Origin of the sequence: Acidovorax sp. SDU_ACID1 (genome assembly GCF_045291395.1) — a bacterium.
Taxonomy (GTDB): Bacteria; Pseudomonadota; Gammaproteobacteria; order Burkholderiales; family Burkholderiaceae_C; genus MR-S7.
Genome location: NZ_CP152342.1, coordinates 5,026,545 through 5,039,134 on the forward strand (window position 1 = coordinate 5,026,545; position 12,590 = coordinate 5,039,134).

The 12,590-nt window shown below is 68.5% G+C and carries 13 protein-coding genes; 5 read left to right on the top strand and 8 right to left on the bottom strand.

Going from position 1 to position 12,590, the window contains the following annotated elements:
- Positions 1-63 precede the first annotated feature (63 nt).
- Positions 64-1,965 carry an MFS transporter gene (locus tag AAG689_RS24400; RefSeq protein WP_406624155.1) on the top strand — a complete coding sequence of 634 codons (1,902 nt, stop codon included), beginning with the start codon at positions 64-66 and terminating at the stop codon, positions 1,963-1,965.
- A 120-nt stretch (positions 1,966-2,085) separates the two neighbouring features.
- Positions 2,086-2,556 (top strand): hypothetical protein, encoded by a 471-nt coding sequence (locus AAG689_RS24405; RefSeq protein ID WP_406624156.1) that lies wholly within the window; start codon positions 2,086-2,088, stop codon positions 2,554-2,556.
- A gap of 4 nt (positions 2,557-2,560) precedes the next feature.
- On the opposite strand, the gene AAG689_RS24410 is transcribed toward AAG689_RS24405, so the two are convergent.
- Genes AAG689_RS24410 through AAG689_RS24420 form a run of 3 tightly spaced genes read right to left on the bottom strand, consistent with a single transcriptional unit; the run spans position 2,561 to position 6,139 of the window.
- A complete protein-coding gene (locus AAG689_RS24410) occupies positions 2,561-4,090 on the bottom strand; it encodes an amidase (RefSeq protein WP_406624157.1) in 1,530 nt (509 codons plus the stop codon).
- A 2-nt stretch (positions 4,091-4,092) separates the two neighbouring features.
- Positions 4,093-5,070 (bottom strand): Bug family tripartite tricarboxylate transporter substrate binding protein, encoded by a 978-nt coding sequence (locus tag AAG689_RS24415; RefSeq protein ID WP_406624158.1) that lies wholly within the window; start codon positions 5,068-5,070, stop codon positions 4,093-4,095.
- Between the two features lie 13 nt (positions 5,071-5,083).
- Positions 5,084-6,139, bottom strand: coding sequence for a 1-aminocyclopropane-1-carboxylate deaminase (locus AAG689_RS24420; RefSeq protein WP_406624159.1), 1,056 nt, complete (start codon positions 6,137-6,139; stop codon positions 5,084-5,086).
- 138 nt (positions 6,140-6,277) lie between these two features.
- Between AAG689_RS24420 and AAG689_RS24425 the strand changes: the two genes are divergently transcribed.
- Together AAG689_RS24425 and AAG689_RS24430 are read left to right on the top strand one after the other, a co-directional pair.
- Positions 6,278-6,787 carry an Lrp/AsnC family transcriptional regulator gene (locus AAG689_RS24425; RefSeq protein WP_406624160.1) on the top strand — a complete coding sequence of 170 codons (510 nt, stop codon included), beginning with the start codon at positions 6,278-6,280 and terminating at the stop codon, positions 6,785-6,787.
- A gap of 28 nt (positions 6,788-6,815) precedes the next feature.
- Positions 6,816-7,496 (top strand): GntR family transcriptional regulator, encoded by a 681-nt coding sequence (locus AAG689_RS24430; RefSeq protein WP_020229867.1) that lies wholly within the window; start codon positions 6,816-6,818, stop codon positions 7,494-7,496.
- Here AAG689_RS24430 and AAG689_RS24435 read toward each other — a convergent pair.
- From AAG689_RS24435 to AAG689_RS24455, 5 genes are all read right to left on the bottom strand, one after another.
- Positions 7,465-8,139, bottom strand: a complete 675-nt coding sequence (locus tag AAG689_RS24435; RefSeq protein ID WP_406624162.1) for an RraA family protein — start codon at positions 8,137-8,139, stop codon at positions 7,465-7,467. The two genes, AAG689_RS24430 and AAG689_RS24435, sit on opposite strands and share 32 nt — an antisense overlap.
- Before the next feature lie 36 nt (positions 8,140-8,175).
- Complete coding sequence (locus AAG689_RS24440) at positions 8,176-8,955, bottom strand: amidohydrolase family protein (RefSeq protein ID WP_406624163.1); 780 nt, start codon at positions 8,953-8,955, stop codon at positions 8,176-8,178.
- Between the two features lie 74 nt (positions 8,956-9,029).
- Positions 9,030-9,977: a Bug family tripartite tricarboxylate transporter substrate binding protein gene (locus tag AAG689_RS24445; protein ID WP_406624164.1), complete on the bottom strand. Its 948-nt coding sequence runs from the start codon at positions 9,975-9,977 to the stop codon at positions 9,030-9,032.
- A 21-nt stretch (positions 9,978-9,998) separates the two neighbouring features.
- Positions 9,999-10,967 carry a Bug family tripartite tricarboxylate transporter substrate binding protein gene (locus AAG689_RS24450; RefSeq protein WP_406624165.1) on the bottom strand — a complete coding sequence of 323 codons (969 nt, stop codon included), beginning with the start codon at positions 10,965-10,967 and terminating at the stop codon, positions 9,999-10,001.
- A gap of 41 nt (positions 10,968-11,008) precedes the next feature.
- Positions 11,009-11,866, bottom strand: a complete 858-nt coding sequence (locus AAG689_RS24455) for an NAD(P)-binding domain-containing protein (protein WP_406624166.1) — start codon at positions 11,864-11,866, stop codon at positions 11,009-11,011.
- A gap of 271 nt (positions 11,867-12,137) precedes the next feature.
- Between AAG689_RS24455 and AAG689_RS24460 the strand changes: the two genes are divergently transcribed.
- A complete protein-coding gene (locus AAG689_RS24460; RefSeq protein ID WP_406624167.1) occupies positions 12,138-12,590 on the top strand; it encodes a YiaA/YiaB family inner membrane protein in 453 nt (150 codons plus the stop codon).

The following is a 12,590-nucleotide window of genomic DNA, read 5'->3' on the forward strand; positions in this document are numbered from 1 at the left end:
CCGCCGCCCGCTTGCGGGTTTGTGCGCACAATGCGCGGCACCTCTCCACCCTTCAGCCCGCGTATGAGTGAGCCACACCCCAACCAATTCGCCCTGCTGCGCCAGCGCCGCTTCGCACCGTTTTTCTGGACGCAGTTCGCCGGAGCGGCGAACGACAACCTGTTCAAGTTCGCGTTCACCGTGATGGTGACCTACCAGCTCAGCGTGTCGTGGATGCCCCCGGCGATGGCGGGCCTCGTGATCGGGGCGCTGTTCATCTTGCCGTTCCTGCTGTTCTCGGCCACCGCGGGGCAGCTCACCGACAAGTATGAGAAGACGCGCATCATCCGTTTCGTGAAGAACCTGGAGGTCGCCATCATGCTGGTGGCGGCCGCCGGCTTCATCGCGGGCAGCGCGGCCGTGCTGCTGGCCTGCGTGTTCCTCATGGGGCTGCATTCCACGCTGTTCGGGCCGGTGAAGTTCGCCTACCTGCCGCAGGCCCTGAGCGAGCGCGAGCTCACGGGCGGCAACGGCATGGTGGAGATGGGCACCTTCGTCGCCATCCTGCTGGGTAACGTGGCGGGCGGGCTGCTGGTAGCGCTGCCAGGCATCGGCCACACCTCGGTGGCGGCAGCCTGTGTGCTGCTGGCGCTGGCCGGGCGACTGGTGGCGCAGTTCATCCCGAGCGCGCCCGCCACCGACCCGGGCCTCACCGTCAACTGGAACCCGGTGAGCGAGACGTGGCGCAACCTGAAGCTGGCGCACGGCAACCCCGTCGTGTTCCGCTCGCTGCTCGGCATCTCGTGGATGTGGTTCTTCGGCGCGGTGTTCCTCAGCCAGTTCCCCAGCTTCGCCAAGGACGTGCTGCACGGCAACGAGCAGGTGGCATCGCTGCTGCTGGTGGTGTTCTCGGTCGGCATCGGCATCGGCTCGCTGCTGTGCGAGGTGCTCTCGCGCCGGCACGTGGAGATCGGCCTGGTGCCGCTGGGCGCCATCGGCATGAGCGTGTTCGCCATCGACCTGTACTTCGCCTCGCGCGCGCTGCCGCCCGCCGACGGCCTGACCCTCGCGGCCTTCGTCGCCCAGCCCGCGCACTGGCGCGTGATGCTGGATCTACTGCTGCTCTCGCTGTTCGCGGGCCTCTACAGCGTGCCCATGTACGCGCTGATTCAGATGCGCAGCCAGCCCACCCACCGCGCGCGCATCATCGCGGCCAACAACATCCTCAACGCGCTGTTCATGATCGCCAGCTCCGTGCTCGCGGGCGCGCTGCTCTCGGCGGGCTTCACGGTGCCGCAGATCTTTTTGTTCACGGGCATCGCCAACGCGCTGGTGGCGTTCTACATCTTCCTGCTGGTGCCCGAATACCTGCTGCGCTTCGTGGCCTGGGTGCTCTCGCGCTGCATCTACCGCTTCAAGGTGCGCGGCGACGAACACATCCCCACCACGGGCGCGGCCATCCTCGCGTGCAACCACGTCAGCTTCGTCGATGCGGTGCTGCTCATGGCCGCCAGCCCCCGGCCCATCTACTTCGTGATGGACCACCGCATCTTCCGCATCCCCGTGCTGGGCGCGCTGTTCCGCCTGGCCAAGGCCATCCCCATCGCGCCGCAGAAGGAAGACGCCGCCACCTACGAGGCTGCGTTCGCCCGCGCGGCGCAGGTGCTGCGCGAAGGCGACCTGCTCGCCATCTTCCCCGAGGGCGGCATCACGCGCGACGGGCAACTGCAGCCCTTCAAGGGCGGCATCATGAAGATCATCGAGCGCGCCCGCGCCGACGGCGTGGAGGCGCCCGTGGTGCCGATGGCACTGACCAATCTCTGGGGCTCGTTCTTCAGCCGCATCGAACAGGGCGGCGCGATGGTGCGGCCCTTCCGGCGCGGCATCTGGAACCGCGTGGGGCTGAACGTGGGCGCGCCCGTGGCGGCGCACGACGTGCAGCCCCCGTTGCTGCGCGAACGCGTGCAGGCGCTGCTGGCCGCTTGAGGCCGTCCACCGCAGCGGGAGCGAGGGGACCGACCGCGGGACGGCCCTCTGTCCCACACCCGCGCGCCGTGGGGCGGGTTACGGTGCAGCTTTGCCAACGCACCGCAAAGGAGACTGACCATGGCATACACCATCACCCAGGCCCGCCCCCTTCTCACCGCTGCAGAATTGGAGCTGTTCGACCAAAGCCGCACAGAGCCCATCAAGGCCCTGACACTGTCCCGCTTGCGCGGCAAGGTCACTCGCGCACGCACGCTGCGCGACAAGTACCGCGACCTGTATCGGCGCCAGACGGTGGCCGTGCGTTCGGCCCCGAATAGCAAAGGCCGCTCTCCTGTGGGCTCCGACAACGAGCGCACGCAGCGCAAGGCCGACATCCTGCAGGAAGTGCTGGGGCGTTTCGAAGCCCGCGTCGCCCAGCTGGAGGCGCGCGATGCCCGTGAATCCGCATCGAAACAAGGTAACGGTGCATCGGTGGCCAGGGGGAAGAGCAGAAGCGCCGGTACATCCAACACCGCGGCTGCCAAACCCAAGGCTGCGGCCAAAAGCAGAAGCAAGGCTGCCTCCAGCCGGGCGCCAGCCCGTGGCTAGGCCCCTAGGCTGCCGACGTAGGGATGGGTGTGCCCTCATCGGCTCCAGGCTCGCCTGACGGCGTGGTGATGATGGAGGTTAGCGCCGGCTCCACGGGCCGCAGGCGGCCGAGTGCGGGGCGGGGCCTGCGCAGCTCGTCCACGCCTGAGAACGCCTGCTCCAGCGCCGCCGCTGTCCCCAACACATGGCGGTCGGCGCGGAAGCGGCCCACCACCTGCAGTCCGAACGGCATGCCCGCAGCGTCGGTGCCGCAGGGCAGGCTGATGGCCGGCAGCGTGGTCAGCGTGACCACGTAGGTCAGCGCCAACCAGCGGTAGTAGTTGGCCTGGGGCTTGCCGTCGATGGTGTCGGCGTACAGCGTCGTCCAGGGGAAGGGCGACACGGGCGTGGTGGGGGCCAGGATGAGGTCGTAGCCGGCCATGGCTGCGTCGAAGCGCGCGAGGATGCGCGTCTGCTCCGCCTGCGCCCAGGCGCTGTCGAGCAGGCTCATGGCCGCGCCCAGCTCGAAATTGGCGCGCGTGTTCGGCCCCAGGCTTGCGGGGTCGCGCTCGTAGGCATCGCGCGTGGCGGCGACGAAGGCCTCGGCGCGCAGCACGTCGAAGCAGCGGTGCGCGTCGCCCAGGTCGAAGCGCACCTCGTCGCAGCGGGCGAACAGGTGCCGCATCGCCGCGATCTTGCGGCGGAAGGCAGCGCGGATCATCGGATCGACGTCGCACACGCCGAAGTCCTCCGTCCAAGCGATGCGCAGGCGGCCGAGGTCTACCGGCGGCGGCTCCAGCCAGCCGTCCTGATCGACCGGATAGCTGAGCGGGTCGCCCACGCTCGCGCCCACCGAGGCGGCCAGTTGCAGGCAGGTATCGGCCACGGTGCGCCCCATGGGGCCGACGACCGAGATGGGCGTCCACCCGAGCAGCTTGCGCGAACTGGGCACCAGGCCCGGCGAGGGGCGGAAGCCCACCACGCCGCACAGCGCCGCGGGAATGCGCAGCGAGCCGCCCGTGTCCGAGCCGGTACAGACGGGCAGCAGGTCGCACGCCAGCGCCGTGGCCGAGCCACCCGACGAGCCGCCGGCGTTGAGCCGGGGGTCGAACGGATTGCCCGTGGCACCCCAGACGGCGTTGCGCGTATTGGCGCCCGCGCCCAGCTCCGGCACGTTGGTCTTGCCCGCCACGATGGCGCCGGCCGCGCGCAGCCGCGCCACGAGCACGTTGTCCTGCGTGGGCACGTGGTTGCGGTAGAGCGGCGAGCCCAGGGTGGTCAGCAGGCCCTCGGTCGCCTCCAGGTCCTTCACGCCCATGGGCAGCCCGTGCAGCAGCCCCAGCGGGCCGCCGTCCAGCACGGCGCGTTCGGCGGCCCGGGCCTCGCGGCGCGCGCGCTCGAAGCAGGTCGCCGTGACGGCATTGACGAAGGGGTTCACCGCCTCGATGCGGGCGATGCAGGCGTCGAGCAGCTCCACCGGCGAGATCTGCCGGGTCTGGATCAGTTGCCGCAGCTCGACGGCGGAACGCTCGGGCAGGCTGGGGTCGTGCGCCATGGTCACTGCGCCTTGATGTTGGCGCGCATGCGCGGCAGTTCGTCGTCGATGCGCGCGGCCACGGCGTTGGCGGGCTCCCAGGCCGCCTGCAGGCCGCTGGCGACGAGCTTGTCACGTGTCTCTCCATCGGCCGCGACCTCGGCCAGCGCTTTCTGCAGCGCGGCCTTGGCATCGGCCGGCAGCCCGCGCGGGCCCACGATGGCCAGCCAGGAGTCGGCCGAGAAGCCGGGGAAGCCGCTCTCCGCCACCGTGGGCACATTCGGCAACTGCGTCGCGCGCGACTCGCCCGTGACGGCGATAGCCTTGATCTTCCCGGCCTTCAACTGGGGCAGCGCCGCCGCCACGGTGTCGATGGTGAAGGGAATCTGCCCGCCGATCAGGTCGCTCATGGCCGGCGCGCTGCCCCGGTAGGGCACGTGCAGCAGCTTGATGCCGGTGGCGGCCCACACCAGCTCCGCGGCGAAGTGCCCCGTGGTGCCGCTGCCGAACGACCCGTAGACATACTTGCCTGGCGTGGCCTGCACGGCGGAGATCAGCTGGCGCAGATTGTTCACGGGCACCTCGCCGTTGGCCAGCAGGACCAGCGGCACACGCGCCACCATGCCGATGGGGTCGAAGCTCTTGACCGGGTCGTAGGGCAGCCTGGCGTTGAGCGCGGGATTGGCGGTGAACGTCGATCCCGAGCTGATCAGCAGCGTGTACCCGTCGGCCGGCGCGTTGGCGACGAAGCTGGCGCCGACGATGGTGCCCGCCCCGGCCTTGTTCTCGATCACGACGGGCTGGCCCAGGCGGTCGCCCAGCTTCTTGCCGACCAGCCGGCCCACGATGTCCACCGCGCCGCCGGGCGGAAACGGGACGATGAGCTGGACCGGCTTGGCGGGATAGGCTTGCGCGTGGGCCGTGTGCAACGAACCCGTGGCGGCGATGGCCGCCATGACGAGGATGGCGCCTGCGTTTCTGCGCGTCATGTGCTGGGTCATTTGGTGCAACCTTTCAGATCAATGCCTGGGACAGGAACCGCGACAGGCCGGCTTCATCCGTTGCGAAAAGAAAGCTGTATGCGTTCAGGGCAGGCACGCCGCCCAGATGCGCATACAGCACCTTCGATCCTGCGGGGAATTCGCCCTTGCGGACCTTGTCGATCATTCCGTGCATGGACTTGCCCTCGTACACGGGATCGGTGAGCACGCCCTCCTGGCGCGCGCACAGGCGAATGGCCTCCAGCGTGCCCTCGTTGGGCAGGCCGTACTCGGGGCCGCCGTAGCGGGTGTCGAGGACCACGTCGGCCTCGGTGATGTCGCGGCCCAGCTCCACCAACTGCGCGGTGTTCTGCGCGATGCGCAGGATCTGCGCGCGTGTCTGCTCCGGCTTGGCCGAGGCGTCGATGCCGATCACGCGGTCGGCACGCCCATCGGCCGCGAAGCCCACCACCATGCCGGCCTGCGTGCTGCCCGTGACCGAGCAGACCACGATGTAGTCGAACTGGAAGCCCAGCGCCTTTTCCTGCTGGCGCACTTCGTCGGCAAAGGCCACGAAGCCCAGGCCGCCATACGGGTGCTCGGAGCAGCCCGCCGGGATCGGGAAGGGCTTGCCGCCGGCCTTGCGTACGTCGTCCATGGCCTGCTCCCAGCTCGGGCGGATGCCGATGTCGAAGCCCGCGGCGTCCAGGCGCACGTCGGCGCCCATGATGCGGCTCATCTCGATGTTGCCCACGCGGTCGTACACCGCGTCGGAATAGTTGACCCAGTTCTCCTGCACCAGCACGCACTTCATGCCCAGGTGCGCGGCCACGGCGGCCACCTGGCGCGTCTGGTTCGACTGGATGCCGCCGATGGACACCAGCGTGTCGTAGCCGCCCGCGATCGCCTCGGGGATCAGGTACTCCATCTTGCGCGTCTTGTTGCCGCCGAAGGCCAGGCCCGAGTTGCAGTCCTCGCGCTTGGCGTACAGCTCCACCTTGCCGCCCAGGTGGGCCGACAGGCGCGCAAGGGGCTGGATCGGCGTGGGGCCGAAGGTGAGCGGGTGGCGGGGGAATTTCTGCAGGTTCATGAACGACTCCGATGGGTGGTGGATGCCATGCCATCGTAGGAAAATGGACCATTAACAGGGTTGTGAAAAATTCGTGAATAGCAGACAAATAACTGGCAATATGTTTATTCTTGTTATTGAAATTTTGTAGATAAAGCCATGAGTGCAACAAAAGTTCGTGCAAAGAATGCCATTGCCGAGCCGGCCGACATCGACCGCACCGACCGGGCCATCCTGCGGCAGTTGCAGCGCGATGCATCACTGTCCAACGTGGCGCTCGCGGCCAAGGTGCACCTGAGCCCGCCGGCCTGCCTGCGGCGCGTGGAGCGGCTCAAGCGCCTGGGCTTCATAGACGGCGTGGTCGCACGCCTGAACCCGCAGGCGGTGGGTGCGGGCATGCTGGTAATGATCGGCGTGGTGCTGGACCGCTCCACGCCCGAATCGTTCGCGGCCTTCGAAAAGGCGGCGGCCAAGATCTCGGGCTGCATGGAGTGCCACGTGGTGACGGGCGAGTTCGACTACTTCATGCTCATCCGCACGCAGAACGGCGAGAGCTTCAACCGCCTGCATGCCGAGCAACTGCTCTACCTGCCCGGCGTGCGCCAGGTGCGCTCGTTCATGGTGCTGCGCAGTGTGCTGTCGACCACCGAGCTGCCGCTGGCGGTGTAGCTCTGGGAGACAATCGCTACCTGTCACCATGGCCAAGATTTCCGATTCCCTCTATGCCGAGCTGCGCCGGCGCATCATGTCCGGCCGCTACGCGCCCGGCGAGCGGCTGCGCGAGGAATCCGTCGCGCAGGAAATGCAGGTCAGCCGCACGCCCGTGCGCGCGGCCCTGCAGCGCCTGGTGGAAGACGGCCTGCTCGTCGCCGCCGCGCGCGGTGCGACGGTGGCGGGCTGGACGCAGTGGGACATCGCCGAGGCGTTCGAGCTGCGCATCCTGCTTGAGCCGCACGCGGCCGGGCTCGCGGCCGAGCGCGCCACACCCGGGCAGATCGACGAGATGGACGTGCTCAATGACGAGATGCAAGCCTGTGCGCTGGCCGAGGCCGAAGAGCGCGCGGCGCGCGTGCAGGCAGTGAACAACCGCTTCCACCACCTGCTGGTGGAGGCGGCGCATTCGGGCCGCCTCACGGGCCTGCTGCAGAACTTCCTCGACATGCCGATCATGATCGGCTCGTTCTATTTCTACAGCCAGCAGGACATGCTCGACAGCGTGAGCCAGCACCGGCAGGTGGTGGCGGCCATCCGCCGGCGCGACCGGCGCATGGCCGAGCAGGCGATGGCCTTCCACCTGCGCGCGTCGTTCCTGCGTTTCGAGATGCAGCGGGTGCGGCCCGCCGAGGTCATTCCGGCATCTGGCAGTTCAGGCGCTTGAGCGTAGCGTCGATCCAACTGCGGTCGTAGCTGCCGTCGGCGATGCCGGCCACCATGCGCGCCTCGACCTCCTGTTTGGCCTGGGCCGCGGCCAGCAGGTTCGCGGCCTCCGCGTAGGGCACGCACAGCAGGCCGTCTTCATCGCCGATGACGAGGTCGCCCGGCTCGATCACCATGCCGTCGATGGCGATGGGCACGTTGATCTCGCCCGGTCCGTCCTTGTAGGGGCCGCGGTGCGTCACGCCTGCTGCGAACACCGGGAAGTCGCCCGCGCGCAGCGCCCCCGCGTCGCGGATCGCGCCGTTGATGACGATGCCGCCGAACTGGCGCAGCACGGCGTCGCCCACCATGATCTCGCCGATGATGGCGTTGGTGAGGTCGCCGCCCGCGTCCACCACGATCACGTCGCCGGGCACGGCGAGCTGCAGTGCCTTGTGCACCATGAGGTTGTCGCCGGGGCGGGTCTTCACGGTGAGGGCGGGGCCCGCCATGCGGCCGCCGCCGTGCATGGGGCGCAGGCGCGCGCCGCCGGCGGTCATGCGGGACATGCAGTCGCTGACGTTGGCGACAGGAACATCGAGGAACTGGCGTGCGAGGTCGAGGCTGACGGCACGCTGGCGCCGGAGGATTTGAAGGCCGATCATGGTGCGGAACTCCTGGGTGGGATGAGAGGAAGCGACTCAGTCGCTGAAGGGAAAGCGGTACAGCCGGGCAGGGTTTTCCACCAGCACGCGGTGCAGTTCGCCGGCAGTCAGCCAGCGGGCGAGCAGGTTCATGAGCGCGGCATCGTCGGGCTTGGCCGACTCGGTGACGTGGGGCCAGTCCGAGCCCCAGACCAGTTGATCCGGGAGTTCGCTCACCAGCCCGCGAACGAAGCCATCCAGTCCATCTTGGGCTTGCGAACCCGGATTGGCGATGTAGGGCGCGGACAGCTTCAGCGATGCCTTGCCGCTGGAAAGCAGTCGCGAGACGGTGCCAACAACCTGCCGGGACATCGCCGGATCGCAATGAACGCGCGCAAAGTGGTCGAGAACCACCGGGACGGGCAGCGCGAGGAGACGATCCGCCAGGGCCACCAGATCGGCAGGGTGGGCATGCAATTGCACGTGCCAGCCGAAGGGCTGGATCAGGCGGGCGACCTGTTCGAGCATTCCTTCGTGCGTCGCGCCCGCCTGCACCAGGTTGAACCGCACGCCCACGACGCCATGGGCCTGCAGTTCCTCGAGCTCCTGCGCAGATGACGATGGGTCGATGACGGCAATGCCTCGCGCACGGTTGCCCAGGTGCTGCAAGCCGGCGAGAAGAACGCGGTGGTCTCTTCCATAGCTCGAAGGCTGCACGAGCACGCAGCGCTCCGTTCGCAGGCGGTGCTGGAGCTGCCGGTACTGCGCCACACTGGCTTCGGCATGGCGCAAGACCGGGCCGGGTGCGAAGGGCAGCGCCGGGTCGAACAGGTGCATGTGGCAATCGCACGCACCAGGAGGCACTTCGAACTGCGGACCTTCTGTCCCGGTGGAGTGCGGCGCGGCCGTCATCACTTCTTCCGAGGGGTGTGCCAGAAGTTATAGGACTTGGAAAGCTCGGCCGCTGCCTGGTCCAGGTCCGTGGGCGCGAGCTCCAGGGACATGTCCTTGATCCGCTCCTGCACCTCCGGGTCTTTCAGGACGGTTCGCAACGCCCCGTTGAACTTCTCGGCCAGCGGGCGCGGCAGCCCCTTGGGCGCGAAGAAGGCATTGAAGCTGTTGACGTTCACACCGGTGAAGCCCAACTCCTCGAAAGTGGGAACGTCAGGCAGCAGGACCGAGCGCTTGCCGCCCGAGATGGCCAGGATGCGCACCTTGCCTCCCCGGTGCATGGTGACGCCCTCGGGCTCTCCGGTCACGCCCGAAGCCAGTTGCCCGCCGATCAGCTGCGGCATCATCTGCCCGGAGCCTCCGAAGGCGATGGGCTCCATCGTCACGTTGGCCTTGCGGCTGATGGCCGCGCCGATGATGTCAGGAACGCCGCCGATGAGCGGCACGCCGTAGTTGCCCAGCCGGGGATCCTTGCGCACTGTCTCGACGAACTCGGGCAGCGTCTTGGCCGGGCTGCTCAGCGGCACGGCGAAAGTCCACTGGAAGCGGGCCACCTGCCCCACGGGGACGAAGTCCCTCACGGCGTCGTAGCCGGCGCTCGGCGTGATGAGCGGGACGATCACCACCGAGTGGTCGAGTGCCAGCAGGAAGGTCGAGCCATCCGGCACGGCGGCCTTGACGGCTGCGGTGCCGATCTGCCCGCTGGCGCCGGGCCGGTTGTCGATGATCACGGATTGCGACAGCTCCTTGCCCAGGCGCGGGGCCAGTAGCCGGGCCAGCGCATCGGTCGCTCCGCCCGGGGCGAAGGGAACCACGATCTTGATGGGGCTCTTGAAATCCTGCGCCGCGGCGCCTGCCGACAGGACCGCGAACAAGGCGCCGGTGAAGAAGGTGCGTACTTTCAGCATGGTTGTCTCCAGGTAGTGTGATCAGTCGAGCTTGGTGCCGGAGTCGCGCACCACAGGCGCCAGGCGCTGCCGGTCGCTGGCGTAGAGCGCGCCCATCTCCTGCGGCGTGCCGCCGAGCACGCCGGCACCGCTGGCGAGGATCTTTTCGCGCATGTCGGGCTGCTGCAGCGCCTTGTTGAGCTCGGTGTTGATGCGCTGGATCACCGCATCCGGCGTGCCGGCGGGCGCCATCACGCCCCAGACGCTGGCCAGCTCCACGCCGGGGATGCCCGACTCGGTATAGGTCGGCACCTGCGGCAGCACGGGCGAGCGCTTGGCGGTGGTGACGGCCAGCGCGCGCACCTTGCCGCCCTTGATGTGGCCCTGCAGCGTGGGAATGGAGCCCATGTACATGTCCACCTGGCCGCTCAGCACGTCGGGCAGCGCCTGCGACAGGCCGCGGTAGGGCACGTGCGTGAGCTTCATGCCCGAGCTTTTCTGCCACAGCTCGCTGATGAGATGCGACACCGTGCCCAGGCCGGGCGAGGCGAAGGTGAGCTTGCCGGGCTCGGCCTTGGCGGCGGCCACCACGTCGGCCAGCGTCTTGTAGGGCGAGTCGGCGCGCACCACGAGCACGGCGGGGCCGCTGGCGACGAGGCCCACGGGCACCAGGTCCTTGACCGGGTCGTAGGTGAGCTTGGAGTAGAGCAGTGGGTTCAGCACCACGTTGTCGGTCTGCGCCATTACCAGCGTGTAGCCGTCGGGCGGGGCCTTGGCCGTGGTGTCCAGCGCCACGTTGCCGCCGGCGCCGGGCTTGTTCTCGACGACGAAATTCCACTTCAGGGTCTCGGTGAGCTTGTTCGCCACCAGCCGCGTCAGACTGTCGGTGCCGCCACCGGGCGGGAAGGGCACGATGAAGCGGATCGGCTTGTTGGGATAGTCCTGCGCCAGGGTGGCCGTGCAGGCCGCGAGCAGGCTGGCGCCCAGGATGAGGCGGCGTGAAATGCGCATGGGTGATGTCTCCGGTAGGGGAAAGGGAAGGAAAGGACGGGTCAGGGCCGCGCGGGGCCGCCGAGCCAGGCGAGTGCATCGGCCGTCGTCTGGCCTGCGTAGGGCGTGGCCTGCTGCTGCGCCAGCGTGTGCTCGAAGCGCTGCTGCACACCCGCGAGCACGATGGCGGGCACGCCCGCCTGCGCCATCTGCCGCTGGGCTTCCACGACTTCGTTGCGGCGCCGACCGGCGTGGACGATGTGCGTGCGGACCATGGATTCCATCGTCTCGCGCAGGGAGCCCTGGTCGATGTCCGCGAGCACGCGGAACAGCGTCTCGCGCAGGCCCTTGCGCTCGGCGGTCACCAGGCATTCCACCGACAGCGCTTCCAGGCCCTTGGTGAAGATGCTGCGCAGCAGCTTCAGCTCGGCGGCGTCGCCGGGGCGCTCGCCCACCACCTGCACGGGTGCGCCGCACGCCGCCAACAGACGCGCGGCCTCTTCGGCAGCGGCGCCGGCGCACAGCAGCGGTGTGCGTGCGCCGCTCAGGTTGACGGCGCCGGTGATCGCCACGTCCACGAAGCGCACGCCGCGTTCGTGCGCCAGCGCCTCGGCGTCGCGCATAGCCTGCGGATCGGCGGTGGTCATGTCCAGGTACAGGGCGCCGGCCTGCAGGTGCGGGAAGGCGGCGCGCGCCAGGTCGAGTGCTGCCGTGCCGAAGACCGCGCTCACGACGAGCCCGGCCTCCGCCAGCCAGGGGCCGGGCGCCGCATGGATGGATGCGCCAAGCTCCGCGGCCAGCGCGCGCAGAGCATCAGAAGGCGCGTGGTCGCAGAACGCCACGATGTGGTGGCCCTGGGCCTGGAGGGCTTGTGCGTAGCACTGTCCCACCATGCCGCCGCCAAGCAGGATGGTTTTCATGGAAAAGAACAAAAAAAGTACGAATCGGATTGGATTCTTTCCGGAATTTGCCGTCAATAGGGCTGGATTAGGGTTTGTTTGTATTTTTGTTGTTCTTTTTCTGGTTGAGGAGTGAAAATCTTGGGGTGGCCTGCATGCTCTCCGGTTGGTATCGCAGTCGGATACCTCGGAGCCCGGAGATGGATACCCGGGTGATCCATTCGAGACTTTGCGAACGCGCGGCCCCACCATGCGGGCCATGTTCAACAGCGGCCCCCGGGCCTTACGCACCATGCAAGCCTCCTCTACGCCCCTCCAGCGCGACACCCGCGCCTGGCAGCTCCAGGTCTGGGTCTCGTTCGGCATCGCCGTCTTCCTGTGCGCCACGGGGCTGGCCTGGCTGCCGGGCGAGCGGCTGGAGGTGGCCTTCATGTTCATGGGCTACGTGTTCTGCCTCTCGGCCGCGTTCGTGCTCGCCAAGTTCGTGCGCGACAGCCAGCAGGCGCGGCGCAGCGCGGGTGACACACCCCTCTGGAAGCTCGTCGTCTGGGGCGGCTTCGCCGTGGCCATGGGCCTGACGGGCTGGGGCCTGTGGGGCATGGCGGTCAGCGCCACGTACAAGGCGTTCCTGGGCGTGAGCTGGCTCTACCTCATCACCACCGCCTTCACGCTGGCCAAGATGCTGCGCGACCGCCATGAAGCCGATCTGGCCGAGGCCGGCCGCGCCAAAGCTGGCCAGGAATAA

What these genes read in the sequence shown, in the direction of transcription:
- AAG689_RS24430 (WP_020229867.1), top strand. Translation starts at nt 6,816, where the DNA reads ATGGCCAAGATTTCCGATTCCCTCTATGCCGAGCTGCGCCGGCGCATC.
- AAG689_RS24420 (WP_406624159.1), bottom strand. Translation starts at nt 6,139, where the DNA reads ATGAACCTGCAGAAATTCCCCCGCCACCCGCTCACCTTCGGCCCCACG.
- AAG689_RS24405 (WP_406624156.1), top strand. Translation starts at nt 2,086, where the DNA reads ATGGCATACACCATCACCCAGGCCCGCCCCCTTCTCACCGCTGCAGAA.
- AAG689_RS24455 (WP_406624166.1), bottom strand. Translation starts at nt 11,866, where the DNA reads ATGAAAACCATCCTGCTTGGCGGCGGCATGGTGGGACAGTGCTACGCA.
- AAG689_RS24450 (WP_406624165.1), bottom strand. Translation starts at nt 10,967, where the DNA reads ATGCGCATTTCACGCCGCCTCATCCTGGGCGCCAGCCTGCTCGCGGCC.
- AAG689_RS24440 (WP_406624163.1), bottom strand. Translation starts at nt 8,955, where the DNA reads ATGCACCTGTTCGACCCGGCGCTGCCCTTCGCACCCGGCCCGGTCTTG.
- AAG689_RS24445 (WP_406624164.1), bottom strand. Translation starts at nt 9,977, where the DNA reads ATGCTGAAAGTACGCACCTTCTTCACCGGCGCCTTGTTCGCGGTCCTG.
- AAG689_RS24435 (WP_406624162.1), bottom strand. Translation starts at nt 8,139, where the DNA reads ATGATCGGCCTTCAAATCCTCCGGCGCCAGCGTGCCGTCAGCCTCGAC.
- AAG689_RS24400 (WP_406624155.1), top strand. Translation starts at nt 64, where the DNA reads ATGAGTGAGCCACACCCCAACCAATTCGCCCTGCTGCGCCAGCGCCGC.
- AAG689_RS24425 (WP_406624160.1), top strand. Translation starts at nt 6,278, where the DNA reads ATGAGTGCAACAAAAGTTCGTGCAAAGAATGCCATTGCCGAGCCGGCC.
- AAG689_RS24460 (WP_406624167.1), top strand. Translation starts at nt 12,138, where the DNA reads ATGCAAGCCTCCTCTACGCCCCTCCAGCGCGACACCCGCGCCTGGCAG.
- AAG689_RS24415 (WP_406624158.1), bottom strand. Translation starts at nt 5,070, where the DNA reads ATGACCCAGCACATGACGCGCAGAAACGCAGGCGCCATCCTCGTCATG.
- AAG689_RS24410 (WP_406624157.1), bottom strand. Translation starts at nt 4,090, where the DNA reads ATGGCGCACGACCCCAGCCTGCCCGAGCGTTCCGCCGTCGAGCTGCGG.